The organism is Methylobacterium sp. A49B (assembly GCF_053346215.1).
Map to the genome: position 1 here is coordinate 1 of NZ_JBKFBO010000133.1, position 24,397 is coordinate 24,397.

Below are 24,397 nucleotides of genomic sequence, written 5' to 3' on the forward strand. Positions count from 1 at the left end.
GTGACGGCGTCGAGGTAGCTGGGCCGGCCCTGGCGCTTGAGGTGGGCGACCACGCTCTCGACCTCGCTGTCCGAGCAGAACGGCCCGTGCACCCGCGTCGTGCGCCCGCCGCCGGCCATGAACAGCATGTCGCCCTGGCCCAGAAGCTGCTCCGCGCCCATCTCGCCGAGAATGGTGCGCGAGTCGATCTTGCTGGTCACCTGGAAGCTGATCCGGGTCGGGAAGTTGGCCTTGATCGTGCCGGTGATCACGTCCACCGACGGGCGCTGGGTCGCCATGATCAGGTGGATGCCCGCCGCCCGCGCCATCTGCGCCAGACGCTGGATCGCCCCCTCGATGTCCTTGCCGGCCACCATCATCAGGTCGGCCATCTCGTCCACCACGATCACGATGTAGGGCAGCGGCGCGAGGTCCATCGCCTCGTCCTCGTACACCGCCTCGCCGGTATGGCGGTCGAAGCCGGTCTGGATCGTGCGCGTGATGGTCTCGCCCTTCTCGCGGGCCTCCTTCATGCGGGCGTTGTAGCCGTCGATATTCCGGACGGCGATCTTGGCCATCTTCTTGTAGCGCTCCTCCATCTCGCGCACGGCCCACTTGAGGGCGATGACCGCCTTCTTGGGATCGATGACGACGGGGGAGAGCAGGTGCGGGATGCCGTCGTAGACCGACAGCTCCAGCATCTTGGGGTCGACCATGATCAGGCGGCACTCCTCGGGCTTGAGCCGGTAGAGCAGGCTGAGGATCATGGTGTTGATCGCCACCGACTTGCCCGAGCCGGTGGTGCCGGCGACCAAGAGGTGCGGCATGCGCGCGAGGTCGGCGATGATCGGCTCGCCGCCGATGTTCTTGCCGAGGCACAGCGCAAGCTTGTGCTTGCTCTCGGCGAAGTCCGTGGAGGCCAGAAGCTCGCGCAGGTAGACCGTCTCGCGCTTGGCGTTCGGCAATTCGATGCCGATCGCGTTCCGGCCGGGGACGACCGCGACGCGGGCCGAGACCGCCGACATCGACCGCGCGATGTCGTCGGCGAGCGCGATGACGCGGCTGGACTTGGTGCCCGGCGCGGGCTCGAGCTCGTAGAGGGTGACGACCGGCCCGGGCCGCACCGCCAGGATGTCGCCGCGCACGCCGAAATCGCCCAGCGTCGCCTCGAGCAGCGTGGCGTTCTGCTCTAGGGAATCCGCCGAGATCAGGCTCGCCTGCGAGGGGCCGCGGGGGGCGGCCAGCAGGTCGAGGGCCGGCAGGGCGTAATCCTCGGGATGGACCGGCGGCGCCGGCGCCCGGCGGGCCGGCACGGGGGCCGCGGCCGGCGGTGCGACGCGGGAAGCCACCGGCTCGGGCCGGAGTGCGGCGGGGCGCGGGGGCTCGAAGGCATCCGCATCGTCATCGTCGTCGTGCGTGATGGCTGCCCGCCGGACGGGTTCGGCCGCCGCGGGGACCTCGTCCTCCACGGCGAAGACCGGCTCGCGCCGGCCCGCACCGGGCCGGGACCCTGCCGGCATGGAGGCGGCCGTGGAGGCGGCCACAGGAGCGGCCATGTGGGCGGGCACGTGGTCGGCCCAGGGCAGGTCGGCATCCGTGAAGGCGCGGCGGGCCGCGAGCGCCGGCGAGGCGCCGTCGAAGGGCTCGGCCCGGCCCTGCCGCCATGCGGCGATCCGGTCGCCCACGGCGAGCCGCAGCCCCATCAGGCCCTGCGCCAGGGCGCCGACGCCGACGAGGCCGAGGCCCGGTTCGTCGGCATCCTCGCGCTCGTCGCGGCCTGACCCGCGGCCCGTGTCGCGTCCCGAGGGCCGCCCCAGGTCGCGGCCGTTGGCGGGCCCGCGCCGGACCGGGTAGGGCTCGTCGTGAAAGGGGTCGTCCTCGACGGCGCCGAACCGGCAGGCACCGGTCAGGCTGAGGATCGCCACGGCAGCGTAGACGAATCCGACGAGGTGGGCCGCCGCCGACGAGACCGCTCCGACGATCACCCGGGCCATCGACAGCAGGCCGTCGCCGGCCACCCCGCCGAGGCCCGTGGGCAGCGGCCAGCGCGTCGTGGGCGGCAGCGCGCTCGCCACCGCGCTCGCCGCGCAGAAGCCGATGATCCAGAGGGCGATGCGCATCCCCCCGTCGGGCAGGTCGCGCTCGCGCATCAGCCGCACGCCCCAGAGGGCCGGGGGCAGCACGAAGGCGAGGGAGCCGAGGCCGAGGATCTGCATGGCGAGGTCGGCCAGCACGGCCCCCGGCTGGCCGAGCACGTTGTGGGCGGCGTGGTCGGTGGCGTGATTCAGGCTCGGGTCGTCGATCGACCACGTGGCCAGCGCCACCGTGAGCGCCACCGCGCCGGTGAACAGCACGAGCCCGCCGAGTTCCGTCAGGCGCTTGCCCAGGAACGGGCGCACGCTGTCGACGAAGGTGTCGTAGGGCGATGCGGGACGGCGGAGCGAGCGCATGCGGGACCGGACGCAGGACGGGGACTTACCCGGAAGGCTAGGCACGGCCCCCTTAACGAGCCGCTAAGGTTGAGGAAGGCTGACCGGCTCCGGGCCGCGCATCCCCAAGCCGCGCATCTCCAAGCCGTCGTTCCCGAGCCGTCGCCCCCGTTCCGGTGGGTGCAAAAGCCGCCCCTCTGTGGCACAGGACCGGTCATGAACATCGACGGCCAGCCCTACCGCACGATCTTCCCGGACCCGGACGGCGTCAGCGTCCAGGTGATCGACCAGACGCGCCTGCCCTTCGCCTTCGTGCTGAAGCGGCTGGCCACCCTGGAGGACGCCGCCGTGGCGATCCGCACCATGATCGTGCGCGGCGCGCCGTTGATCGGGGTCACCGCGGCCTACGGGCTGGCGCTGGCCATGCGGGCGGATGCCTCCACGGACGGGATCGACCGGGCGGTGGCGACGCTCGCCGCGACGCGGCCCACGGCGATCAACCTGCGCTGGGCGCTCGACCGGGTCTCCGCCAACCTGCGGCAGGTCGCGCCGGACGAGCGCTTCACCCGCGCCTTCGCGGAGGCGGGCCGCATCGCCGAGGAGGACGTGGCGAGCTGCCGCTCCATCGGCGCCCATGGCGGCCAGATCATCGCCGACCTGCACGCGGCCAAGGGTAGTTCGATGGGCAGGCCCATCACCGTGCTGACCCATTGCAACGCCGGCTGGCTCGCCACGGTGGATTGGGGCACGGCGCTCGCGCCGATCTACGCGGCCCACGAGCGGGGCGTGCCGGTGCACGTGCTGGTCGACGAGACCCGGCCGCGCAGCCAGGGCGCGGCGCTCACCGCCTTCGAGCTGAACGGCCACGGCGTGCCCCACACGGTGATCGCCGACAATGCCGGCGGCCACCTGATGCAGCACGGCCAGGTCGATCTCTGCATCGTCGGCTCGGATCGGACGACGGCGAGCGGAGACGTCTGCAACAAGATCGGCACCTACCTGAAGGCGCTGGCCGCCCACGACACCGGCGTTCCGTTCTACGCGGCGCTGCCGTTCTCGACGATCGACTGGACGCTCGACGACGGGGTGAAGGAAATCCCCATCGAGGAGCGCGACGGGCGCGAGGTCACCCACATGACCGGACGTCTGGCCGACGGCGGCTTCGCCACGATCGAGGTGGTTTCGCCGGGCAGCCCGGTGGCGAACCCCGCCTTCGACGTGACGCCGGCGCGCCTCGTGACCGGGATCATCACCGAGCGCGGCGTCTGCGCGGCGAGCCGCGAGGGGCTGTACGGGCTGTACCCGGAGCGCCGGCAGGCGGCGTGAGGATTGGGCCCGCGAGGGCTTGAACTGACGGGGCCGGTCGGCTCACGGCGCCCACTGATGGAACACGGCGCTGTCGAAGGCGAAGACCGGCTCGCCCCGCTGGTTCACCCCGGTGTTGCGGGCGAACGCCAGACCCCAGCCGGGCCGCGAGGCCGAGGCCCGCTTGTCGGTGAGCTTGGCGCTGAACCGCACCGTGTCGCCCGCGTAGACGGGCTTCAGCCAGCGCAGGTTCTTGAACCCGGGGGAGGGGCCGGCCGCGGGGACCGGACCCCGGCGCGCCGTGTAGGCGGCGTCGCGGGCACGGGTCGTGAGCATGCGGTTCATGTAGGCGGCGGTGGTGTGCCAGCCGGAGGCGCACAGGCCACCGAAATGGCTGCGCTTGGCCGCGTCGTGGTCGAGGTGGAAGGCCTGCGGGTCGTAGGCCCGCGCGAAGGCCACGATCGCCTCGGCGCTGAACGGGTAGGCGCCGAGCTCCCGCACCGCGCCGATCTCGGCATCGCGCAGGAACGGCAGGATCTCGGCATCCTCGGGCTCGGCGACGGGGGCCGGCTCGCCGATCGCCACGGGGCGCGGGGGCAGGGGATCGGTGCCGCGCCGGGCCAGCATGAAGGTGAAGCGCTGGGTCAGCACCGTCTCCGCCCGCTGGTTGCCGAGGGCGACCTCGGCGGTGACGAAGCCGAGCCCGGGCTTCGAGGCCGAGTCGCGGATCCCGGCGACCCGGAAGGTCAGCGTCAGGGCGTCGCCCGGCAGCACCGGCGCGAGCCAGCGCAGCTCGTCGATCCCCGGCGCGCCCAGCGACGAGCCGCCCTTGAACGGGCCCTGCTGGAGCAACCGCATGCCGAGCGCGGCCGTGTGCCACCCCGAGCCGATCAGCCGGCCCACGAAGGTCGTCTCCGCCGCCGCCTCGTCGAGGTGGAAGGGCTGGAAGTCGAAGTCTCGCGCGAAGCCCACGATGGCGTCGCGGGTGACCGTCAGCGGCGCGCCGACGATCACGTCGCCGACGGAGAAGTCTTCGAGGGCGGGGTCCGGCATGGCAGGCTCTTCCAGAGGGCGGGCTCTTCCAGGGAGGATCAGTTGGCGAAGCGGAAGTGCAGCACGTCGCCGTCCTGCACCACGTACTCCTTGCCCTCCAGCCGCAGCTTGCCGGCGTCCCGGGCGCCGGACTCGCCGTTCAGCGCCGTGTAGTCCTTGAACGCGATCGTCTCGGCCCGGATGAAGCCCTTCTCGAAATCCGAATGGATCACCCCGGCCGCGCCCGGCGCGCGGGTGCCCCGGGTGATCGTCCAGGCACGGGCCTCCTTGGGGCCGACCGTGAAGTAGGTGACGAGGCCCAAGAGGTCGTAGCCGGCGCGGATCACCCGGTTGAGGCCGGGCTCGGCAAGCCCCACCGCCTCCAGGAACTCGGCCTGGTCGGCCTCCGCCATCACGGCGATCTCGCTCTCGATCTTGGCCGAGACCACCACCGCCACGGCGCCCTCCGCCTTGGCGCGGGCGAAGACCGCGTCGGAGTAGGCGTTGCCCTTGTCGGCGTCGCCCTCGTCGACGTTGCAGACATAGAGGACGGGCTTGGCGGTCATCAGGCCGAGCGACTGGAACAGCTTCTCCTCGTCGGGCTTACGCTCCACGAGGCGGGCGGGCTTGCCGTCGCGCAGCAGCGGGAGCGCCCGGTTGACGAGGTCGAGGGTCTCCTTGGCCTCCTTGTCGGTGCCCTTGGCCTTCTTCTCCAGCGACTGGGCGCGGCGCTCCAGGCTGTCGAGGTCGGCGAGCATCAGCTCGGTCTCGATCGTCTCGATGTCGGCGGCCGGATCGACCTTGCCCTCCACGTGGGTGACGTCGCCGTCCGTGAAGCAGCGGACCACGTGGGCGATGGCGTCGACCTCGCGGATGTTGGCCAGGAACTGGTTGCCCAGCCCCTCGCCCTTGGAGGCGCCCCGCACCAGCCCGGCGATGTCCACGAAGGTCAGCCGCGTCGGGATGATCTCCTTCGACGACGCGATCCGGGCGAGATCGGTCAGCCGCGGGTCCGGCACCGCCACCTCGCCGACATTCGGCTCGATGGTGCAGAACGGGTAATTGGCCGCCTGGGCCGCCGCCGTCTGCGTCAGCGCGTTGAAGAGGGTCGACTTGCCGACGTTCGGCAGGCCGACGATGCCGCATTTGAAGCCCATAGGTCCGTTCCGTGATCAGGTCCGCCGCAGCACGTCATCGGGCGACGTGCGGAAAGGGTTGATGAGGGTGAGGCCGTCGAACACGGCGCCATGTGCCATGTCCTCGGTCAGAAAGTAGCGGCATCCAGCGAGCTGGGCCGCAGCCACTAGGAGGCAGTCGAACCACTGATAGCCGAGATTCTTGCGAACGAGCCACGCCAGTTCGGTGTCATCTTGATCGATCGGGCGCGCTCCCCAGGCCCTGATCGTCTCAACCTCATTCTGGATGTCGCCCAGCGAGCGCCCCGGCTCGTTCTTGAGGATCCAGCGCGTCAGCTCGTTGAGAACCTGAAGATTCGTGCGGGCGCAGCCCGAATCGGTGATGGCAGCCAGCCACGCCCGTGCGCGTTCGCGCTTGTCGGCGTTTCGATTGTCGCGTGCGTAAACCAACACATTCGTATCGATGAAGATCGGCTCAATCGTAAAGTTCATCGCGCGAGGGTGCTTTGCCGTTCTCGTCCGTCAGATTCATGAGGGGACCGGCCAGAAAGCGGTCGAGCGCCTCACGCTGCGTCAGCGGCCGGCCGACGCGCTGCTCGACGGCTTCGGCGATGAAGCGCGACAGGCTCTTGCCGTCGCGTGCGGCCGCCACGCGCGCCCGCTGCAGCAGGGCCTCGCTCATCGTCACGGTGACGTTCTTCATGGCAGCCTCCACAGCTGAACCATATCGTGTCCTCGTGTTTTCGTGTCAATTTCTGGCGCCGAGCGTCTTCACATCGTCCCAGCCGCGGCCCGCCATGGCGAGGTGGACCTTGTTCTGGAAGCTCGCGTCCTCGCCCGAGGCCAGCAGGGCGGCGTGGTCGGCGATCGCTTGGGCGAGATCCTCGACCCAGGGCTGCTCGGCCTTGCCGAAATCGTTGAGCACGTAAGAGTGCACCAGCGCCTTGTCGCCGGGATGGCCGATGCCGAGCCGGACCCGGCGATAGTCGTTGCCGCATTGCGCGGTGATCGAGCGCAGGCCGTTATGGCCGGCATTGCCGCCGCCGCGCTTCACCCGGAGCTTGGCGGGGGCGAGGTCGAGCTCGTCGTGGAGCACGATCACGTCGGCGAGGGGGATCTTGTAGAAGCGCTGCGCCTCCGCGACCGCGCGGCCGGACTCGTTCATGAAGGTCGTGGGCTTCAGCAGGATCGCCCGCTCGGATCCCAGCACGACCTCGGCGGCCTCGCCCTGGAAGCGGTGGCGGAACGGGCTCGCCCGGTGCTGGCGGGCGATCGCGTCGACGGCCAGGAAGCCGATATTGTGCCGGTTGCCCGCGTAGCGCGCGCCCGGATTGCCGAGGCCGACGATCAGCCGCATGGTGGTGCATCCCCTGTCCGGCCGCGGTCTGTGGCACGCTTCGGCGCGGGACGCACCCCCGTCCAAGTCCCCTCCAAGTTCCGTTCGATCGGACCGAGGCGCCTGATCTCACTGCCGAGCCGTATCCCGCCGTGCGCCAGCACACGGCGACGCGCGAACCGGAGGCAGAGTATTGCCGTTGAGAGGTCACATTCGGCCAAGCAAAGCCCGCGTGATCGAGACCGCCGAACCGACGATCTTCTTCACCCGACACGGCTGACCGGATGGCTTCCCGATGAAGTCATGCGAAGACGTTTGGAGATCATCATGAGAACCCGCCTGCTCGCTGCCGCCGCCCTCGCCGCCGCGGTCGCCACCCCGGCCCTCGCGCAGGGCCTGGATTCCAGGCATTCGCCCTACCCGGCCGCGGCCTATTCTGGTTGGGTCGGCAACGCCCCGGTCGCGCGCGCTCCCGCCGCCTACGCCCGGCCGCCCGCCTACCGCTACGCCGGTTCGCATGCCGGCGGCCCGGCCAACGCCCTGCCGCGGTTCTGAGACGGTTCCCGGTCGGACGCTTCGGTTGAGGCGTCCCCGACCGTCATCACGAGCGGAGCGAAGTGACCCAGAGCAGCGCGGCCTCGATGACGGCGGCGCCAGCGGGATCGCTTCGCTCCGCTCGCAGGGACGGCGGTGCCAAAATCATCGTCTGACGCGACGAGCCGTCCGGGGGCGGCAGCCCCTTCGGACGTTGGCCTTCGTCACGATACCCCGGAGGCCGCGCTGTCCCGGATTCGATCCCGCCCGTCCGCCGCGGTCCCTCGGCGGATCTCCGCGGGCCGCAGGGTCCCGACGAGAAGATCGACCTGGCTGATCAGCCGGATAAAGGATTGCCCCCGGTCGAGCCCGGGCCGCTCCGGGAGCGGCCGGTCCGCACCGAGGGCCGCCAGCGTCGCGGTGATCCAGTCGCGCCACGTCTCCGCCTCCGGATCGGCGGCCTCCCGCGCGTGCCGCAGGACGGTGAGCCTGGCGCTGATCCGGCGCAGGGTCGCGTCGGCCACGAGGGCGGCTTCCACCTCCGGATGGTGCCCGGCCCGGGGCTGCTGCAGGGCGCGGGACAGCGCCGCCTCCAGATCGTTGAGGGCGAGGCCGGCCGCGCGGGTCGTGGCCAGGATCGCGGCCTCCCGCTCCGCTCCGGGGCCCAGGCGCAGGACGGCCTCGGCGAAGCCCGCATGGGCCGTGAGCGCCCGGCGCAACTCCTGGCGGACCTGATCGGGCTCCCAGATCGGCCAGAGCACGAGGCAGCTCGCAACCGCGATCAGCCCGCCCAGCACCGTGAATCCGGCCCGCATGGCGACGATCTCCCAGGAGCTGTGGCCGGGCTCCAGCAGCTCCACCAGCAGCACCACGAGGGGCGTCAGGCAGGCGACGAAGAAGCCGTAGGAGATCTGGCGCGCCGCGAAGCCCACGATGCTGAGCACGAGGATCAGCCCGGCCTCACTGAGCGGGGTGGTGGCGTAGTAGGCCAGCACCGCACCCACGAGGCCGCCCAGCACCGTGCCGCCGATCCGCTCCAGGGCCCGCTGCCACGTCGCCGCGTAGAAGGGCTGCATGGTCAGTACCACCGTCATCACCAGCCAGTGCGTGAAGGCGCCCGCGTAGGTCAGGGTGGCGGCCAGCGCCGGCGCCGCCACCGCGCTCGCCCGCAGGGCGTGCCGCAGGTTCGGCGAGGCGAGGGTGAAGTTCTGCCGCAGCGGCCCGACATAGCGCGTCCAGCGGTCGAGGCGGCCGCCCTCGGTGAGCGTGCCGCCGGGCCGGTAGCCCTCCGGGGTCGAGAGCTTGGCGCCGATCCGCACGCGCCCGACGATCCGGTCCGCGAGATGCGCCAGGGTCGGATCCGCCGACAGGCCCTCCGCGGCCCGGGCGATGGAATGTTCGAGCCGGCCCAGATCGAGGTTGGCATCGTCGCGGATCGCCCGGGCGATGGTCACCAGGAGCGGCCGCAGGCGCCGCAGGAACAGCTTGGCCAGCGCCCGGCGCTCCGGCCCCGGCCGGCTGTCGATCAGTTCGCCGACCGCGATCAGGGCGGAGAAGATCTGCTCGGCGCTCTCCAGGCGCAGGAGGGCCTGGCCGGTGCGGTCCGAGACGCGCTCCCGGGAGCGGGCGAGGTCGAGGATCATGGTCCGCGCGGTCTCGATGCTGGTCCGCACGCCCCGCCGGTGGTCGCGGGCGTGCCCGTCGAAGGCTTCCGCGTCGGGCTCCGGCAGGGCGACGAGCCGCTCGAGGTCGCCGCAGAGCCGCGCGAGGCCGCGCCAGACCTCGGCCACCGCCCGGTGGGCCGGCCGGTAGGGATGCAACCGCCAGATGACCAGGGCCAGGAACGTCGCCCAGAGCCCGCCCGCCGCGAACATCGCGACGGTGGTGGCGGCCTGCGCCAGGGTCAGCGGCCGGTCGAGGGCGATGCACAACACGACCACCAGCACGTTGCCGGCGGCCTGCGCCTGCACGCTCCAGACCCGGGCGTAGGCGCAGGCGAAGATCAGCCCGCAGGCCACCGGGACGACCACGGGCAGGCCCAGGGGCTTGATCAGGCCGAGGCCGGCCCAGAGCAGGCCGCCCAGGACCGAGAAGGCGGTGAGGACGCGCAGCCGCGTCCGCATCGGCCCGCCATTGTCGCAGAAGCAGGCGAGGTTGGCGGCGAGCGCCATGGTGAGCAGGGGCGGCCACTGCGCCCAGATGTTGATCAGGATGACGACGCCGAACGCGAAGGCGGCGCGCACACCTTCCACGAGCCGGACATTCCGGAGATCGAAGCCGGTCGGAAGGCGCCGCAGATCTGCGCCCGGCCGGCTGAGGCTGCCCCGTCCGGCGGCGAACCGGCGCCGGATCCGGCCTGGCAGCGGTTTCGTGGGGCTCGGCGCGGGCAACCTCGGTCTCCAGATGCGGGCGCGGCGCCCTGGCGTGAACCGTGACGCGGCCTGACCGGATCCGCCGGATCGCGCAACCCCAATCGCGCGGCCGCGCGACCGTGGGACGTCCCGGTGCGACCGCCGCGGCGGAGGCTCGGCCCGCACGCTTGACCCTCGGGCCGGCCCGTGGCTTCTGGGGCCGCCTGGCCTCCCGACTCCGTAGCTCAGCTGGATAGAGCAGCCGCCTTCTAAGCGGCAGGTCGTAGGTTCGAGCCCTACCGGGGTCGCCAGAATCAAGCCCGTCAAGTCAAGGACTTGGCGGGCTTCTCGTTGTCGTGGAAACGTCCACCGGGTGCGCAGCACGCTGCGACATGGATCGTTGTTTGCCAACGGGTTACGACGCGAGCCGGAGCGCTTGCGGGTGCTCCGTGCGAAACGGACGCAACACCGAAGACCTATCAGCCCGCCGCAATCCGAAGCTCGCACTTGGTGACACAGCGCGTCTCCACGCCTCGACCTTGAGACTTGCGAGCGCTCTTCCGGCCGCTAGCTGGCGGGACTGCCGGCTCAGTCCGGTGCTTCGCGCCGGAGGATCCAATGCGCGTTCTGATGGTGGGCTATGAACCGGAGGCGGTCGACTTTTCAGACCCCGCCCTCCCACCCGGGCTGGATGCCGAGAAGATCCATCACGGGATCAAGGTTGCGCTGGAGGATATGCGCAGCCGCGGCTGGACGGCTGAGCAGTGCTTCATCCGGCCGGACGATCAGGCGGGCCCGATCCTGAAGCAGATGCTCACCTCGGGCTCCTACGACTGCCTCGTGATCGGCAACGGCGTCCGCTCCTGGCCGCGGCATCTGCCGGTGTTCGAGGTCCTGATCAATGTGGCCCGGGAGACCGCGCCGAAGGTGCCGATCGCCTTCAACACGCGGCCTGAAGACAGCGGTGATGCCGTCGAGCGGGTCTGTGGTGGGGCAGTCGCCTGACCGATTCGCCTCCGACCTCGTCGCCAACAGAGCAGCACGATAAGGGCTGAGGACCTCAGGGGAGTGGCCGTTGGTTCGAACGGCACAAGCCCGGCCAAGGCACTGGATCTCCGCGGAGGCATGGCGGACTATCCCTCCACAGAGAGGCGCGCCTGAGCGCCCGTGTCAGGGACGGATCCATGAGCCTGCTCAAAGCCAAAGGCATCGCTGCTGTCGCCATAATGGCGGCGACCGGAGGGTGGTTCGCAGCCCAGACATCCTCGGGCGCATTCGGCCGCGAACCGCGCTTCCCTCAGCTGACGATGGATCAGCTCACGCCGGCTCAGCGTCCGCTCGGCGAGAAGATCATGAAGATCTCCAGCGTGGGGATCGGCGGCCCCTACAACCCGATGATCCGCAGCCCCGAGATGGCGCAGCGGATGTACGACCTCCTCGACTACCTGCGCTGGCACACCTCTGTGCCGACACGGCTGAACGAATTCGCCATTCTGATCCAGGGACGGCTCTGGCGCTCACAGGTCGAGTGGTACGCCCACTATCCTTTGGCGATCAAAGCCGGCCTCTCCGAGCAAGTTGCAGCCGACCTGAAGGCCAACAAGCGCCCCGAGAGCATGAAGCCCGACGAGGCCGTGGTGTACGATTTCTGCATGGAGCTCTCCACGCAGCATGCGATCTCTGACGAGACCTTCGCCCGTGCCAAGGAGGTTCTCGGTGAGCAGGGCGTCGTCGACCTGACCGCACTCACCGGCACCTACGTGACGGTCGCCATGCTGCTGAGCATGGCTGAAGAGACTGTCCCGCCCGGCAAGGAGCCGCCGTTCAAGCCGGGTGATCGATAGGCAAAACAGGTCGGCCTTCTACATCCCGGCTCACCGGTCTGCCGGCAAACCAAGCCGCCCTGCGCTCGTCTCCGTGCGGGCGAGCTGGCGACCGAATTCTTCCGCGGAAGGCCTGAGGCGCGCATTCCTTACGGGCGCCGCCCCGCTTTCCTCGCCACCGCTGGCGCATCGGCGCAGCCGTACGATAGCCGGAATGCCCATGTCGCCACCGGCACCTCGCCACGTCCGAGCAACGACAGCGCGCTCGACGAGTCCGCTCTCGCGCGCGGCCAAACGCAGCGGATCTCCGCTTTGGCTGATCTCGAACCCACCCTCACGCGCAGCCATGCCCAGACCGGATACAACGCATGGGACACACAAGGGCGCTTGCAGGACGCGAGCACCGGTTTGCAGCCGGGCTTCGGCAACCTACGATCTGTCGCGTCGTTGCCCTGCTGACCAAAGCAGGCGGTACGGCCGCAGGAGACACGGCTATGCGCTGCCGAGCAGCTGTTGTTCTGGCTCTTGTCGTCGGCGTACAGGCGCAACCTATCCGCGCGCAGACCCAGGAGGAGGAGGCCCTGGCCCTGCTCCGGGCATCCAGCGCGCAGTCAGCCATCATCACGTTCTGCGGTAAGCACTTTGCGATCGACGGCACGACCGCGCTGCGGATCTCCCAGACCGCGCGCGACGTGGCGACCAAGGTACTCGGCCAAGATCGGGCGAACGCCGCCTTCAAGGACGAACTGGCGCGGCGCTATGCCGAGGTGAAGGAGGTCGGTGAGCAGCAATGGTGCGCCGACCAGCGCGATGAACTGTCGAGCGGCGAGGTCCGGATCTTCAAGGATTAGGGCGCAGGCAGAATGTGATCGGCCCGGAGCTGGCGGACCTGGAAGCCGCTCGGGTTGAGGCTCATCACTTCATGAGCAAGGTCCTGGCTTCATGAGCAAGGTCCTGGCTTCATGAGCAAGGTCCTGGCTTCATGGGCGAGGTCCTGAAGGACGACGCTCCACACATCGCCCTGGACGAGGACTGGCGCTTGAAGTGACCGACAGCACCGGCCCGACCCTGTTCGGAGCTACCGCGGCTTCCCCGCCCGTCCATCGCGGCCTCGCTCAGCGGGGGCTGACACAAGCTGAAGACGGTCGAAAACCCGCTGTCGCGAGCCCACGGTCGTCAGCGCACACTGCGTCCGGTCGTGGCGGCGGGAGCGGCGTCGGACGACGATCCCCACCGGGGTAGCCCATTCCGCTGCCCGGCGTTCCTGCCAGGCCCGCCAGCCTGGTCCGATGAGCCGTCTGCTGCGCTTTCACGCCGATCAGGGCCTGCCTTTCCTTCTGAGCCCGGAGGTAAGCCAGGCGCCGCTGATGCCGGATGATGCGCGCGCGCGCATACCGAGCGTGTCGCCGCGCTTGAGCCGTCCGGCGCGCGTGACTTGCCTTAGACCGGACCGCACGCGCGAGCCCCCCTTCATACTCCCGCAACGCTGCGCTCTGGACCGAAGCCAGCCGCGGGGTGGGCGTGCGGACAGTTGTCACTGGGGCCGGCGCTGCTGCGGCTGCCTCGCGCTGCGCCCGCAGGTACAACGGTGTGACGTGGGCAATCTCCAAAGCCGGCGGCGGCGAACTACAACCGTTGCAGATGGAGGCGGACAGCCGCCGCCAATTCCTCTCATCACGGTCTAGGATGTTCTTGAGGCGTGCCTCGTAGTTCGTGGCTTGGCCTTCCATCTCCCGCCCGCCTTGCGTTGCGGTGAGAGAAGCGGCCTGAGCGGCGTCTGCCATGATCAGGCTGGCTGCCATGATCGTGCGCACGAGAACGCGCATTGATGCCCCCGATTGGACCAAGCGGCCTCGGATCAGACCGACAGGCTCTTACGGCTAGGCTGGCCAGAGCGTTCCATTCAACATCGTGACGATAGGGGGTTTGAGTGAGGTTCAGGACGAGGAGCGCGTCGCCAAGCGGAACTGTATGGGCTCGGGCCTGCGCCTGTACCGCATCCGGGCGTGAACACGTCGTGACGCGGAGACGCGTTCCTGGATGAGGCGCTGCCTGTTGAGGATGTCCGGACGCGCCGCCCCGCGGATCTGAAGGGCATTCCCCGAGCGATCAGTATCTCGCGCCCGGCTCGAGTCCGGCCGTATCACCGTGGAGAGGCGCAGGTCTCGCACCGGCAGATCACCGGTCGACGCCAGGACGTCTCGCGGTACGTCGGCCCAAGGCCGCGTCGCTGGAGCGTCCAGCTCGAAATCTGCGATCGTCACGCTCTCGGGTGCGCTCACCGCCACATCGTCAGAGGACGCGGGCGCGTGCTTCGGCATCAAGGCGGCGTAGACACCAACCCAGAGCGCAACAGCGGCCAGGACTGAACCCGCGAGAGCCACATGGTTGGTCATCGCGGCAGGAACGGCTCCCGCCCCACTCCGTTCCTGCCAAGGTACAGCTTTTTTGGGACTGCCGGTGGCAGCTGGGTCGCTGATCGGCACACCACCCCGTCGGCCGGGCGGCCATACCATCACGGCGTGCCCGGCCCGCGCGCCGGCCGCACCGCGATGGATCGTCTGCCAGCGTTGATCCGGACGGCTCATGAAGGCACTCTGTCCGCCGACTGAGGCAGGCAGGCGCCCGTTGGGCTCCCGGCCGAGCACCTTGAGGCGGAGGGCTCCCTGAAGTGACCGACGCGGACGCTCAGCCTGAGGAGTTGCACGAGATCCTCCGGCTGGCGACGGAGTTGGCACAGCACTGTCTGCAGGCGGACGCTGCGGAGCCATCGGCTCATCCTGAGAGGCGCAAGGTTCTCCTCAGCGCCGCGCAGTTCCTCCACGACAACGGTGTCGCTTGGTCCCCTGTCCTGCGTGAGGCCGTGGCAAGGGCCACAGAGCGCATCGAGCCGCTTCCTGGGCGGTGAGGACCGCGACTTCGAGCACGCGCCGCACTCCGACGCGTTCCGCCGAGATGGCGGGGAGGTGGATGTCGAGATCTACCGGTACGCCGGCCCGCAGGATCCCTGGCGGTGGCCGGGGTCGATCTTCCGAGTGGCTCTCCCCGCGTCGGAAATGAGACTTTCGCCCCGGATCAGGACGCCTGCGCGGCCCTCACCGCAGTGGTTGAAGCGCATGGCGGGGCCGCGTTCGCTGCTTCGTGTAGCCGGACCGTCCCCTGATTTGAGCCCATCGGAGCGGGATCGGCGTTGAAGGCCGTGCACTCACGCCTGGAAGGATGCTCGGATGCCGCCCAAGCTCACCAAGACGATCATCGGTGCGGTCGTCGCCATCGCGCTCGCGGCGGCCGTCTCCTACGGCCTGATCAGCCAGCAAACCGCTGACCAGATCCAGACCAAGGCGAACCAGACCCTGCAGAACGACCAAGGGTCGCTTGGCCCGGGGCAGAACCAGCCTCCAACTCCGCCGTCGAACTCTATTCCCCAGGCGCCGGGCCAGCCCGGGGCATCGCCGCAGCCGCCTGCACCTGCGCCCAGGCAGTAGCGCCCTATATCGGCCGCATGCCCACACTCGGCCTCAAGCTTCCGCTCCGCATCTGCGTCCTTGAAGAGACCGTGTGCGTCGAGGACGCCAACGGTCGCCGCACCGGCTACGTCTACTGGTCCGATGACAGCCCGCGCCGCTCAAGCACCGAAAGGTTCTCCAAGGCGGAGGCTATCGCGCAGGTGCGGGTGATCGCACGGGCGTGGGCGGATGCGCTCGCCTCCAGCGGCACGCTAAGCACCGGGCCGGCGCCAGAGGCGGGTGCTGCGGCAGCCGAGCCATCGCCGCGGGAGTGAGCCCGCAGCGCATCCTCCTCATGGAAGACGCGCTGAAGGCGGAGCGTCACCGGGGGCGGAGCCTGAACTCCGGCCGTCGATCTACTTCAGCGAAGATGTTGCGTTATTAAAAGAATACCGGCCTGTCTTTGTGCCGGAAACTTGGGCAATGCCGTCCGTCATTGGGCTAAGCCGGGTGTTGGTCAGCTCAACATCGCCCGAGATGCCCGCAAATTTTCCAGTTCCGCCGGTCCATTCGGCTGTACCGCGCAGGCCTGCACCTTGAGCCTGCACTGGGTAATCGTACTTCTCGAAGATCTGATCGCCGCCCGCATCCGCATAGACGCAACGACCATGGCTCTCCACCGTCTTGGCCTCGTTATCCAACGTCGCCATTCCGACGCAACGGCCGGCCAGATTATTCAAGAAGCCGCTTCCCTCGGTGTTGACGGCCGTCATCGTTACGTTGCTCATCGCGATCGAACGGTTTTCGCCGATGGGCATGGGCTTGATTGGTGCCATGTTTACGCCAGTATATATGACTTTATAATCTCCTGATCGCGGTAAATCTTCTGCCTGTGCGCTCGATAAACTTGTACACAGCATCAATACGCTGACGAGAAGATGTGATTTTCGAATGTCCATTGATCTCCTCCCGATCGGCGGTGAGTCGGCACTCGAATATTTCATGCGTCGAAATAGTCTGCAAGGCGATCTGTACTGCAGGCTCGAATACAATCCATCTCTTTTGAAATGCGGCGAACGCGGCTGACGGCCAGCCGACATCATCGCGCGCACAAGAAAGCCCGCTGCGGCGGCGTGCCGAGCGGGCTGAAGGCTGTCCGGCCTAGGAGGGAAGGACGTTCGGATAGTAGCCCAGTCCGATCGCGAGTCGTCTCACAAGGGTGAGAGCGGACCGACCCGTGAAACCGCTGTTGCTCGCCGTCGCGAAGGCCCGGCCGCGGAACGGTCCCTCCGACAGCGGGGTTGCCCATGCAGATCGAAGAGAGGGTAACATGCTGACAGGCAGCCTGCTGTGGCTCATCGGGGTGCCGATCCCGGTCATCCTCCTGCTGTGGTTCTTCTTCCTGCGCGGGCGTTAGGGCCACCCGGGCAGATACCTCGACAGTCGCGCCCCGGCGTCTATCCTGCCGCCATGCGCCACGTCCTCGCCGCTCTCGCTCTCGCCGTCGCTGCCGATGGGGCGCAGGCTCAACAGCGCCTGCCCACAATTCCCGAACTGCTGGCCGCCGAAGCGAAGGCAGTTCAGGCCTGCGAGGGCTCCGGAGATCCCGCGATCATCAAGGAGCAGTGCCGGCTGCACGATCGGCTCAGCGGCCGTCTGGCTCAGGCCAGCTACTGCTGGGGCCGCAAGGGCCAGTCCGACGAGAAGAAGGAGTGGCACGCCTGCCAGCCAGACTCGATCTACGAGGACGACATCGAGGCGACGCAGCGCTGACGTCGACACACTGCCCGCGCCGGCCGACCAGACGGGCCGAAGATTGACGATTGAAAGCAAGTCTTGCCTGAAGCCGGCGTCGATTAACAAAGACATCGTCCGCCCATTCCGCAACACGCCGTCCTTGAAGGGGTGGCTGGCGGTCGAGGCTCCCTCTGGCGGCCGCGGTCCTTGTGCTGCCAGCCCTTTGAAGGATGCCATGTCCGTGGCATGGTGGGGCATGGCCTACACCGTCCGCATGCTGTTTCTGAACCAGGGCGAGCCGCCCCCGGCCGAACAGCTGGACGGCACCTTCGATAGCTTGCGCAAGGCTTGGGACGCGGGAGCCGCCCGGGTGCTGGAGCTTCAGCTCCGCTCCACCGAGACGGCCTTCCAGGTGCTCGACGACAGCGGCCAGATCGTGGACGTGACCGCCGGAGAGCTTAATAGCTGACGCTCGATCCGCCCGCCGGATCTCTGCGCTGCTCCGCTGCACGACGTCACGGGACTTCTGCGCGCGCGGTCGTGTGACACGCCGAGGAACACGTCGTCCAAGAGGCCGCCGAGGCGAGCAGGCGACCTCGACCGAAGCGACTCCGGGAGAATGCTCGGGGGTCGTGGCGCGGGTCGAGCGAGGCGCCGCGGGTCTGCGGCCGGACGGTATGACGAACCCGACGCGGGATGCCCTGACGATGACAGGCTGCAGGCTTTGCCTGACGACGCCCCGTCCGACTGACCGTTCGCCCATCGAAAACGCCACGTCGATCCTTTGCAGGATGTTGCCGTCGTCTGGCGCGGTGCAGTTGACTTGGGTGCGTTGTTAATCAACGCGAAGGTGATTTAACGATTTGTTAAGCACGGCGTGTGGAGGGCGTGCAAAACCGTTAACGCGATATGAAAGAGGCTATCTTCCGATACGTAAGTAGTGGATCATTAAGCATCGGAAATCGGATGCGGCCATGTCTCAAAAGCTTGAAGATATTCGTTTCATGGCAACGATGACCTTCGTTGTCTTTGTCGGATCCGGCCTCCAGCTCCTCCTGCATTGATACGACCATCCGGCTCGCGATCGAGCGCGCGCCGGGCTTGGCACCGATCATATCCTTGGGGAGGACCTGGGCTTGTACGTGCTGGATGTGGCCTTCTGGGGGTGCGCCTGCGTGGCGATCACGGGTTCAACCGCATTGGCCGCCATCGGCTGGCATGCATGGCGGCCAGCCCGGGCGTCCGTCATGCGGAACGCCCCTCTGGATGCCCCGGGCCCGGGCCCGGGCACGCGGCACTTCGGTCGGGCGTATCATTCCGGCAAACGGGTTCGTTGGACGCTCGCCCTTCGGTAGTACCGCCGGGAGGCCGACCGGTGCCGCGTCAGATGGCCCGCTCGGAGCGACCGGCTGGTTTGGCGGATCGCCGACGGCGGTGCGCATGGGTCACAGGCGGCAGCACGGCTCCCATCACAGTCCCGCCGCGATCGGCGCGCCACCTGCAAGCAAGAGCGGAAGCGGCCCGCTGCGTTCATGCCGCCGGGAGCACCCCACCGTGTTGAACACCGCCCTAGCGCTGCTCGCCGTTCTGGCCGTCATGACCGCTCACGCGATCTACAGGCTGATCCGCCTGCCTTTCCGGCTCCTGCGCGGCCTGTTTCGGCACACCCGTAAGCCCGCACGGGCGACGGCCGCCTGACCCAGCTGCCGATTGACGGTGGCGAGCCGCGCCGCGGAGCGGTCAAGCTCGCCGCCGCTGGGAAGGACGACCTCCCGCGCCGACCCATGATCAGATCGGGCGGCGGGGCCGGGCCGGCCGCAACCGAGCTCGACCTTGGGCGTTGGGAAAGCACAGCCGTATCGGCATCCCAAGTAAGGTCTTCACATGCTGCTGATCTCGTCCCTCGTGGCGGGTACGTTCGTGCTCGCCGGATCGTTCTCGCTCATGGCCGCGCTGACAGACTGACCCGCGGTTGGCGCGGGGGGCGGGTCACAGGCCGATCCCTCGCGCCACCAGCACTGCGCGTAGGGCGTCGGCCAACCCCTCGGACGTGAAAGGCTTGCGCAGAAACCGCGCGCCCATCGGCATCTGATCCACGCCCGGCCACGCCACACCCGACACGATCAGGATGGCGAGTTCGGGCCAGCGCGCTGCAACGGCCTTGGCCAGCAGAAATCCGCTGAGAGGCTCGCCGGGGAGATCCACGTCCGCGACCATGGCCGCGAGCTCGGGCCGGGCCGTCAGATGAGCCTGGGCCGCCTCGATGGTCGAGGCCTCAGCCACCTCGTACCCGGCATCGCGCAGGGCCGCCGCCGCTTCCATCAACTGCACCGGGTCGTCCTCGACGATCAGTACGGCGAGCCGCGGCGCAAAGGTGTCAGCCATCAGGGTCTCCACAGAGTCGGCGACGCCTCAACGCAGCTGGTACCGATTGCGTCTCGTCCGGGTGGGGAGGGCGCACCTCTTTGCTCGTGTCCGCTGTCCAGAGATGGCTTAACCATTGCGTCGCACGCCCTACATAGCAACCGGCGATTGTGCCGCGCGTGCTGCTAAGGGGATCCCGATGGTCGAGAACATTGAGGCCGACGTCAGGCTGCTCGTCCGGCAAGTCGCCGAGCGGGCCCTGCAGGGGGGCGGGATGGATCGCGCGACGTACGATGCCCTGTCGGCGGCCTCTACTGCCCTGTCGGCATTGACGCGCGCCGGTGAACACCAGGCGCCTGCACTGCAGGACGTACAGGCTCGTCTGCGCGCCTGTGAGGCCACGGCCGTGGTGAGGGCGGCGTAGGCGGGGCCACGCGCCTGCTCGGCCTCCTGGCAAAACGGCGGTGCCAGGACATCCCAGGCACCCCGGCGCAGGCTTGGCCGGCTTGCCGATGCCGCGTGGCTTCGGCGGGCAGACGGTGCCGCCACGTCCTACGGTGCGGGCAGCGTCCGGAATCCATGCCCGACGATGGGACCAGCCAACCCGCTAAACCTGGACCTCCTCCGCGTGGAGCCCACCGGCTCGCAGGTGGTCCGGGATGTCCGCATGGTCGTAGTAGCCGGCCTCGTGGGCCATGGCGTCGAGGGCCGCGATCGGGTCAGTGGCCGTGCCGGTCCAGAGGATCGTGCCTGTGGCACCTTGCCGGACCTGAAACACCTTCATCGCCCCCTCCTATGGTTTACGCCAAGATAAGCGCGGCGGCGTGGGGCTGTTCCTGACCAAAGCGCGGCTGTCGCGTGTGCCGCAGGTGCGGCCCGCGCGGCAGCCCTGGTGGGCTATCCTCCCTGGGCCGCCTGAACGGTTTGCGGCGAGGCAGGCGAGCAAAGCTCCCCCTCCCGCCTCGCCGGGCCGTCTCAAGGGGGGGCAAGACAGCTATTAATCAGTACTCGCTGGGCTCTATGTGCATCAATTGGGTATCTGTACGTAGCTGTCAATAAAACGATCCGCCGATATAGGGCACCGTATTGCCTCAGAGCGTTCAGACGTGGGCGCTGCTCGAGGAGCCGCTGGGCCGCAAGGTGCTGATGCCCCTGACAGCCGATCATGGCCTGCCCGGTGACCCACGCCACGAGGCGGTCCTTCATGCGTTTCGGAACTCCGCACAGAGGCCGGTGCGCCGGGTGTGCCAGCACCGGTGAAGCGAGCCGTCCGTTCCGCTCTCCGGACCCTGCGGGTGGAATTTCAAGCGGCCTTTGCAATCATGGGCGCTGCATGCGCGCCAACAGCAATCGGTGGCCGGGTCGCGACACCGGCGGGTTGCGATGCCCTGGGACGCGCTGTGAAATTTCGAGCGTCAGCCTGGGCTCGGCGGGCGATCTCGCGTCGCGCTATGGTGTGGAAGCGCACCTGATGAAGAACACAACCCTACTTATGCACGCTCCACAACCTGCGGGCGGTTGTTCACGGCGTTGCAGGTGTCCAAGTCACTCCTGTGGGATCACGATGGCGTCGTGGTTCTGCAGCCCTCCCAAGGGCGTTTCCTCCCAAGACTTCGGGCCGCTCCTTCGGGAGTGGCCTTTTTTGTCGGCGCCTCTGCCCCTGGAGCCGTGCGGCCGCCCGAACCCCTCACAGTAGTCTCTGGCCCAGCCGAACCGGATCAGGGCCGAAGGCTGCGACCGGTCGATCGGGTGGAAACGCAGTGCGCGGGCCGGATCGGCACGGTGGCGGCGCTCTGCCACCGGGTGTGAAGACAGCGGAGCGGCCTGAGGCTGCCACGAGCGGCAGATGGCCCTGTCCGGCCTTGGGCTCCGGGCCTTCCTGGCCGCGGCGATCCGAGCCTTCTGCCCGTCATCATCGCCTGCTGGAAAGGCCGCCCCATCGTCCCGCTTGCCCTGCTCAGCCTCGTGGTCTGCCCAGGTGCGCTGATCCCACCGCTGCGATTGCGACGACGACAGGGTCTCAAACTTTAATCTTCACGGGGGCCTGAACAATATTGCGTGCGATCTGGTTCAACCCATGACCGATCAATCCGATCTGTCGGAGGAAACACCATGTCAATGAAGTCATTAACCGTAGCGGCTGCTCTCACGCTCGCGATCTCGGGCGCCGCGATGGCGCAGACTGCTGCTGGCGGCGGTAGCGCCGAGGGCAACATGAATAGCCCCGGCTCGGTGAAGAGCAACTCCGAGAAGTCGATGCAGGGCAGCGGAAATGCGATGAGCACGGGTACGGTCGGCACGGGAACGGGTCCCGGCACAAGCGGTGGTCCGCCCGTCAGCACGCCCGGCGCAGCCGCCGGAAGCGGGTCGGGCAACGGTGCCACGGGCAGCGGTGCGGCCCCGAGCGGCAGATAAGGACCTGCCCCGCGGTCATGAAACCGCGGGGCTCCCATAAACAGCGACGCGAGACTTAACGACCCTTCTTGTAGAGCTTGCTCGCGATCTCGAAGATCTCCTCGGGCGCGTAGTTCGGCGCGAAAGCACCATAATTGCCATCCAGCTCGGGGATCTTCCCACCCTCGGGGAGACCGTCGACCACCTCCAGGTTTCCGGGCGGATCGCCCGGCAGGGCGACCTCGTCGTTGGACCAGACACCCGCCGCTTCCTTGTAGTCGTCGGGGCTGAATCTGTAGAGGCGCCGGTGCGAGCCCTCCTGAAGGTACTTCTGACATTCCGGGATCTTGTCGAGGACGATGTTCGGGGTGGGCAGCATCTTCTCGATCTCGACGCCGGTCAGCTTCTTGAGCGCCAGCGCGTAGGCGTGGGCGTGAACCGAACCACGCACCAGGAGATAGCCGCAGACCTCGCGACCCGTCGGATCCTTGAGGGTCTCATAGACACGCAATTTGTGCAGGCGGGCGCCGCACTCCAGGTGGAAGTTGTGCAGCAGGTCGATGATGATGTTGCCGGTCGTCGTGACCATGTCGACGTTCCACGACTGAGCATTGGAGTTGACGGGCGTCGCGCCCCCACCGTTGCTGAGGAAACTGCCGGCCAGCCGGATGTCCTGCATGTCGTGGAAGGGCGCCTTCGAGACGTCGACTTCCTCGGTGTCGTCGCCCGGGCCGTTGTTCAGCATGGCAATGCCCGTCGAGACCAGCTCGACATGCCCAAGCTCCTCCGCGAAGATGCTGGAGACGAGGCTGTAGAACGGGCGCAGCTTCGACTTGTTGCGGAAGTTGAAGCTCTGGAACATGTAGTTCCCGAGCGTCGACATCTCGCCGTACTTGCCGCCGAGCAGCTCCTGCAGGGCAGCCGCCGCGTTCGGGTCTGGCTTCTTCGGCTGTGGCAGTTCGGCCTGAAGGCGATCGAGCTTCATGAACATGCGAGGCAGCTCCGTCCGCGCGGGATGCGCATGAGGGCATCTTTCTGCAGGGTCGATCGTTCCTCCGCGCTTCGCGAGATCGGCCACAAAGAGGCTGGCCGGGATCGCGCGCGATGCGCGGCGCCAGGAAGGCTACAGTCACGGCTGTCGCGGTGCCTCACGCAGATAGCCCGATGATCGCACGCGATCCGCTGATCGACGCCCGCGACCGTATCGGCTTAACCGTGACTGCCGTGGTCAGCATGACGCCAGCGCGGTCGCCTCGCTGCCAAGCTCGCTGAGCCGGGAACACCGCCGCTCGCCCATGCACGCTCGGACAGACGCTCCCGGGCGGGCTCAACGATCGCGCGGAGGCCCGCCTCGGCACCGATTGGTCCGTCGACCCTCCGGCGTGCAGGAGAAACCCGGGGATCACGTGAGGTGCGTTCTTGCTCCTAATTCACCTTAATCACCGCTATTAACCAATTGATAAAACTCATTAACAAATCGTTGGCACGAAGCTCCGACTTGTGAGGGAATACGTAGACGGGCCGGTGGTCCGCCACGACGTCCTCCGAGGTCATCATGGTTCAGGTCACCGCGCTTGAGCGTCCTCCGCGCCGGGGTCGGCGCACGCTTGCCGGTCTGGCTGCGCCACTGCTCCTCCTCGCGGGGACAGGTCCAGCAAGCGCCCACGTGAAGTGGTTCTGCGCCTACGATGTGGCCGGGCAGCCGCAGGGTCTCGAGCAGGTGCTGTGCCCGGACTTCGAGTGGCTGACCGGTCTTGCCCTGGTCTGCCTGATGGCGGGCTGCCTGGCCGAGGGGACCCCGCTGGGCGGTGCGCTGCTCAGGGCGCTCGATCGCGTGACCGCCCGGATCCGGACCGACACCGAGCTTCTGGTCCGCTGCACGCTGGGCTTCTTCCTGGTGTCCCTCTGGAGCCTGGGCGGCATCATCCTCACGCCGGAACTCAAGACCGACCTGGCCTGGATCCCGTGGCTGCAACTGGCGATGGCAGGCTGCCTGATCTGGCGCCGGACCATGCCGCTCACCGGCCTCGGCATCGTCTTCCTGTTCAGCTTTGCCACCGCGCAGTACGGCCTGTTCCATCTCGCCGACTACCCGATCTTCCTCGGCATCGCCGCCTACCTGATCATCCAGGGCCTCGGGCTGGATCCGTTCGGCCTGCGCCCCCTCGACCTCGTGCGCTACGCCGCCGCCGTGACCCTGATGTGGGCCTCCATCGAGAAGTGGGCCTACCCGCAGTGGACCGATCCGCTGCTGGCCGCCAAGCCGCAGATGACCATGGGCGCGACGCCCGCGCTGTTCATGCAGGCCGCCGGCGTCATCGAGTTCACCCTGGCCTTCGCGTTGATCTGGACGCCCCTCGTCCGGCGCAGCGCCGCGATCATCCTGGCGGCGATCTTCGTCTCGGCGATCTTTGAGTTCGGCAAGGTCGACGCCATCGGCCATTCCGGCATCATCGTGGTCCTCCTGGCCATCGCGGCCGACGATGCAACGGCAACCGTGCGGGCCCGGCAGGCGCTGATGGCGCCGGCCT

General features: G+C 68.4%; 25 protein-coding genes and 1 tRNA gene. 15 read left to right on the forward strand and 11 right to left on the reverse strand.

Annotated features, from left to right (window positions below):
- A partial coding sequence (locus ACLBX9_RS27265) for a DNA translocase FtsK (RefSeq protein WP_447721080.1) occupies positions 1-2,429 on the reverse strand: 2,429 nt, incomplete at its 3' end.
- A 195-nt stretch (positions 2,430-2,624) separates the two neighbouring features.
- On the opposite strand from ACLBX9_RS27265, the gene mtnA reads away from it, so the two are divergent.
- Positions 2,625-3,734 (forward strand): S-methyl-5-thioribose-1-phosphate isomerase, encoded by a 1,110-nt coding sequence (mtnA, locus tag ACLBX9_RS27270; protein ID WP_010685253.1) that lies wholly within the window; start codon positions 2,625-2,627, stop codon positions 3,732-3,734.
- A 42-nt stretch (positions 3,735-3,776) separates the two neighbouring features.
- On the opposite strand, the gene ACLBX9_RS27275 is transcribed toward mtnA, so the two are convergent.
- Genes ACLBX9_RS27275 through pth form a run of 5 tightly spaced genes read right to left on the reverse strand, consistent with a single transcriptional unit; the run spans position 3,777 to position 7,238 of the window.
- The gene (locus tag ACLBX9_RS27275) at positions 3,777-4,766 is read right to left on the reverse strand and encodes a MaoC family dehydratase (protein WP_010685254.1); all 990 of its coding nucleotides are present in this window, start codon (positions 4,764-4,766) and stop codon (positions 3,777-3,779) included.
- A 38-nt stretch (positions 4,767-4,804) separates the two neighbouring features.
- The gene (ychF, locus tag ACLBX9_RS27280) at positions 4,805-5,902 is read right to left on the reverse strand and encodes a redox-regulated ATPase YchF (RefSeq protein WP_010685255.1); all 1,098 of its coding nucleotides are present in this window, start codon (positions 5,900-5,902) and stop codon (positions 4,805-4,807) included.
- A 15-nt stretch (positions 5,903-5,917) separates the two neighbouring features.
- Positions 5,918-6,373 (reverse strand): PIN domain-containing protein, encoded by a 456-nt coding sequence (locus tag ACLBX9_RS27285; RefSeq protein ID WP_447721081.1) that lies wholly within the window; start codon positions 6,371-6,373, stop codon positions 5,918-5,920.
- Positions 6,357-6,584: a hypothetical protein gene (locus ACLBX9_RS27290; RefSeq protein ID WP_447721082.1), complete on the reverse strand. Its 228-nt coding sequence runs from the start codon at positions 6,582-6,584 to the stop codon at positions 6,357-6,359. The genes ACLBX9_RS27285 and ACLBX9_RS27290 overlap by 17 nt, the downstream gene beginning before the upstream one ends.
- A 45-nt stretch (positions 6,585-6,629) precedes the next feature.
- On the reverse strand, positions 6,630-7,238 hold the full coding sequence (gene pth / locus ACLBX9_RS27295) for an aminoacyl-tRNA hydrolase (RefSeq protein ID WP_447721083.1): 609 nt from the start codon (positions 7,236-7,238) through the stop codon (positions 6,630-6,632).
- 306 nt (positions 7,239-7,544) lie between these two features.
- On the opposite strand from pth, the gene ACLBX9_RS27300 reads away from it, so the two are divergent.
- The gene (locus ACLBX9_RS27300) at positions 7,545-7,772 is read left to right on the forward strand and encodes a hypothetical protein (protein ID WP_039893878.1); all 228 of its coding nucleotides are present in this window, start codon (positions 7,545-7,547) and stop codon (positions 7,770-7,772) included.
- Positions 7,773-7,975: 203 nt separating this feature from the next.
- On the opposite strand, the gene ACLBX9_RS27305 is transcribed toward ACLBX9_RS27300, so the two are convergent.
- A complete protein-coding gene (locus ACLBX9_RS27305; RefSeq protein WP_447721084.1) occupies positions 7,976-10,141 on the reverse strand; it encodes an FUSC family protein in 2,166 nt (721 codons plus the stop codon).
- A 195-nt stretch (positions 10,142-10,336) separates the two neighbouring features.
- Here ACLBX9_RS27305 and ACLBX9_RS27310 point away from each other — a divergent pair.
- The 6 genes from ACLBX9_RS27310 (at position 10,337) to ACLBX9_RS27335 (ending at position 15,706) form a co-directional block, all read left to right on the forward strand.
- A tRNA-Arg gene (locus ACLBX9_RS27310) sits at positions 10,337-10,413 on the forward strand.
- Positions 10,414-10,720: 307 nt separating this feature from the next.
- Positions 10,721-11,107 (forward strand): hypothetical protein, encoded by a 387-nt coding sequence (locus ACLBX9_RS27315; RefSeq protein WP_447721085.1) that lies wholly within the window; start codon positions 10,721-10,723, stop codon positions 11,105-11,107.
- Positions 11,108-11,286: 179 nt separating this feature from the next.
- Positions 11,287-11,946: a carboxymuconolactone decarboxylase family protein gene (locus ACLBX9_RS27320; protein WP_010685261.1), complete on the forward strand. Its 660-nt coding sequence runs from the start codon at positions 11,287-11,289 to the stop codon at positions 11,944-11,946.
- A 347-nt stretch (positions 11,947-12,293) separates the two neighbouring features.
- Positions 12,294-12,776 (forward strand): hypothetical protein, encoded by a 483-nt coding sequence (locus ACLBX9_RS27325; protein ID WP_447721086.1) that lies wholly within the window; start codon positions 12,294-12,296, stop codon positions 12,774-12,776.
- 2,376 nt (positions 12,777-15,152) lie between these two features.
- Positions 15,153-15,410 carry a hypothetical protein gene (locus ACLBX9_RS27330; RefSeq protein ID WP_447721087.1) on the forward strand — a complete coding sequence of 86 codons (258 nt, stop codon included), beginning with the start codon at positions 15,153-15,155 and terminating at the stop codon, positions 15,408-15,410.
- A 17-nt stretch (positions 15,411-15,427) separates the two neighbouring features.
- On the forward strand, positions 15,428-15,706 hold the full coding sequence (locus ACLBX9_RS27335) for a hypothetical protein (protein WP_010685267.1): 279 nt from the start codon (positions 15,428-15,430) through the stop codon (positions 15,704-15,706).
- Positions 15,707-15,787: 81 nt separating this feature from the next.
- On the opposite strand, the gene ACLBX9_RS27340 is transcribed toward ACLBX9_RS27335, so the two are convergent.
- A complete protein-coding gene (locus ACLBX9_RS27340) occupies positions 15,788-16,330 on the reverse strand; it encodes a hypothetical protein (RefSeq protein WP_447721088.1) in 543 nt (180 codons plus the stop codon).
- A gap of 278 nt (positions 16,331-16,608) precedes the next feature.
- Here ACLBX9_RS27340 and ACLBX9_RS27345 point away from each other — a divergent pair, with 278 nt between their 5' ends.
- The 4 genes from ACLBX9_RS27345 to ACLBX9_RS27360 all read left to right on the forward strand — a co-directional run bounded on the left by ACLBX9_RS27345 (position 16,609) and on the right by ACLBX9_RS27360 (position 18,806).
- Positions 16,609-16,788 (forward strand): hypothetical protein, encoded by a 180-nt coding sequence (locus ACLBX9_RS27345; protein ID WP_010685269.1) that lies wholly within the window; start codon positions 16,609-16,611, stop codon positions 16,786-16,788.
- Between the two features lie 53 nt (positions 16,789-16,841).
- Positions 16,842-17,144, forward strand: a complete 303-nt coding sequence (locus ACLBX9_RS27350; protein WP_447721089.1) for a hypothetical protein — start codon at positions 16,842-16,844, stop codon at positions 17,142-17,144.
- A 199-nt stretch (positions 17,145-17,343) separates the two neighbouring features.
- Positions 17,344-17,577, forward strand: coding sequence for a hypothetical protein (locus ACLBX9_RS27355; protein WP_447721090.1), 234 nt, complete (start codon positions 17,344-17,346; stop codon positions 17,575-17,577).
- A gap of 1,085 nt (positions 17,578-18,662) precedes the next feature.
- The gene (locus ACLBX9_RS27360; RefSeq protein WP_010685272.1) at positions 18,663-18,806 is read left to right on the forward strand and encodes a hypothetical protein; all 144 of its coding nucleotides are present in this window, start codon (positions 18,663-18,665) and stop codon (positions 18,804-18,806) included.
- Between the two features lie 291 nt (positions 18,807-19,097).
- On the opposite strand, the gene ACLBX9_RS27365 is transcribed toward ACLBX9_RS27360, so the two are convergent.
- Complete coding sequence (locus ACLBX9_RS27365; RefSeq protein ID WP_010685273.1) at positions 19,098-19,493, reverse strand: response regulator; 396 nt, start codon at positions 19,491-19,493, stop codon at positions 19,098-19,100.
- A gap of 178 nt (positions 19,494-19,671) precedes the next feature.
- Between ACLBX9_RS27365 and ACLBX9_RS27370 the strand changes: the two genes are divergently transcribed.
- Positions 19,672-19,896, forward strand: coding sequence for a hypothetical protein (locus ACLBX9_RS27370; RefSeq protein ID WP_039893881.1), 225 nt, complete (start codon positions 19,672-19,674; stop codon positions 19,894-19,896).
- A 183-nt stretch (positions 19,897-20,079) separates the two neighbouring features.
- Here the strand turns inward: ACLBX9_RS27370 and ACLBX9_RS27375 are convergent, their stop codons facing one another.
- The gene (locus tag ACLBX9_RS27375; RefSeq protein WP_010685275.1) at positions 20,080-20,256 is read right to left on the reverse strand and encodes a hypothetical protein; all 177 of its coding nucleotides are present in this window, start codon (positions 20,254-20,256) and stop codon (positions 20,080-20,082) included.
- A gap of 1,328 nt (positions 20,257-21,584) precedes the next feature.
- On the opposite strand from ACLBX9_RS27375, the gene ACLBX9_RS27380 reads away from it, so the two are divergent.
- A complete protein-coding gene (locus ACLBX9_RS27380) occupies positions 21,585-21,887 on the forward strand; it encodes a hypothetical protein (RefSeq protein ID WP_010685277.1) in 303 nt (100 codons plus the stop codon).
- 55 nt (positions 21,888-21,942) lie between these two features.
- Here the strand turns inward: ACLBX9_RS27380 and ACLBX9_RS27385 are convergent, their stop codons facing one another.
- Complete coding sequence (locus ACLBX9_RS27385) at positions 21,943-22,857, reverse strand: manganese catalase family protein (RefSeq protein WP_010685278.1); 915 nt, start codon at positions 22,855-22,857, stop codon at positions 21,943-21,945.
- Between the two features lie 564 nt (positions 22,858-23,421).
- Here ACLBX9_RS27385 and ACLBX9_RS27390 point away from each other — a divergent pair.
- Positions 23,422-24,397: hypothetical protein (locus ACLBX9_RS27390; protein WP_447721091.1), on the forward strand; the 976-nt coding region annotated here is incomplete at its 3' end.

Bases quoted from the DNA above. Each gene is read 5' to 3' on its own strand.
- ACLBX9_RS27350 (WP_447721089.1), top strand. From the start codon at position 16,842: ATGCGCCACGTCCTCGCCGCTCTCGCTCTCGCCGTCGCTGCCGATGGG.
- ACLBX9_RS27340 (WP_447721088.1), bottom strand. From the start codon at position 16,330: ATGGACATTCGAAAATCACATCTTCTCGTCAGCGTATTGATGCTGTGT.
- ACLBX9_RS27330 (WP_447721087.1), top strand. From the start codon at position 15,153: ATGCCGCCCAAGCTCACCAAGACGATCATCGGTGCGGTCGTCGCCATC.
- ACLBX9_RS27300 (WP_039893878.1), top strand. From the start codon at position 7,545: ATGAGAACCCGCCTGCTCGCTGCCGCCGCCCTCGCCGCCGCGGTCGCC.
- ACLBX9_RS27320 (WP_010685261.1), top strand. From the start codon at position 11,287: ATGAGCCTGCTCAAAGCCAAAGGCATCGCTGCTGTCGCCATAATGGCG.
- ACLBX9_RS27315 (WP_447721085.1), top strand. From the start codon at position 10,721: ATGCGCGTTCTGATGGTGGGCTATGAACCGGAGGCGGTCGACTTTTCA.
- ACLBX9_RS27285 (WP_447721081.1), bottom strand. From the start codon at position 6,373: ATGAACTTTACGATTGAGCCGATCTTCATCGATACGAATGTGTTGGTT.
- pth (WP_447721083.1), bottom strand. From the start codon at position 7,238: ATGCGGCTGATCGTCGGCCTCGGCAATCCGGGCGCGCGCTACGCGGGC.
- ychF (WP_010685255.1), bottom strand. From the start codon at position 5,902: ATGGGCTTCAAATGCGGCATCGTCGGCCTGCCGAACGTCGGCAAGTCG.
- ACLBX9_RS27355 (WP_447721090.1), top strand. From the start codon at position 17,344: ATGTCCGTGGCATGGTGGGGCATGGCCTACACCGTCCGCATGCTGTTT.
- ACLBX9_RS27325 (WP_447721086.1), top strand. From the start codon at position 12,294: ATGGGACACACAAGGGCGCTTGCAGGACGCGAGCACCGGTTTGCAGCC.
- ACLBX9_RS27290 (WP_447721082.1), bottom strand. From the start codon at position 6,584: ATGAAGAACGTCACCGTGACGATGAGCGAGGCCCTGCTGCAGCGGGCG.
- ACLBX9_RS27275 (WP_010685254.1), bottom strand. From the start codon at position 4,766: ATGCCGGACCCCGCCCTCGAAGACTTCTCCGTCGGCGACGTGATCGTC.
- ACLBX9_RS27385 (WP_010685278.1), bottom strand. From the start codon at position 22,857: ATGTTCATGAAGCTCGATCGCCTTCAGGCCGAACTGCCACAGCCGAAG.
- ACLBX9_RS27375 (WP_010685275.1), bottom strand. From the start codon at position 20,256: ATGAAGGTGTTTCAGGTCCGGCAAGGTGCCACAGGCACGATCCTCTGG.
- ACLBX9_RS27335 (WP_010685267.1), top strand. From the start codon at position 15,428: ATGCCCACACTCGGCCTCAAGCTTCCGCTCCGCATCTGCGTCCTTGAA.
- ACLBX9_RS27365 (WP_010685273.1), bottom strand. From the start codon at position 19,493: ATGGCTGACACCTTTGCGCCGCGGCTCGCCGTACTGATCGTCGAGGAC.
- ACLBX9_RS27370 (WP_039893881.1), top strand. From the start codon at position 19,672: ATGGTCGAGAACATTGAGGCCGACGTCAGGCTGCTCGTCCGGCAAGTC.
- ACLBX9_RS27380 (WP_010685277.1), top strand. From the start codon at position 21,585: ATGTCAATGAAGTCATTAACCGTAGCGGCTGCTCTCACGCTCGCGATC.
- mtnA (WP_010685253.1), top strand. From the start codon at position 2,625: ATGAACATCGACGGCCAGCCCTACCGCACGATCTTCCCGGACCCGGAC.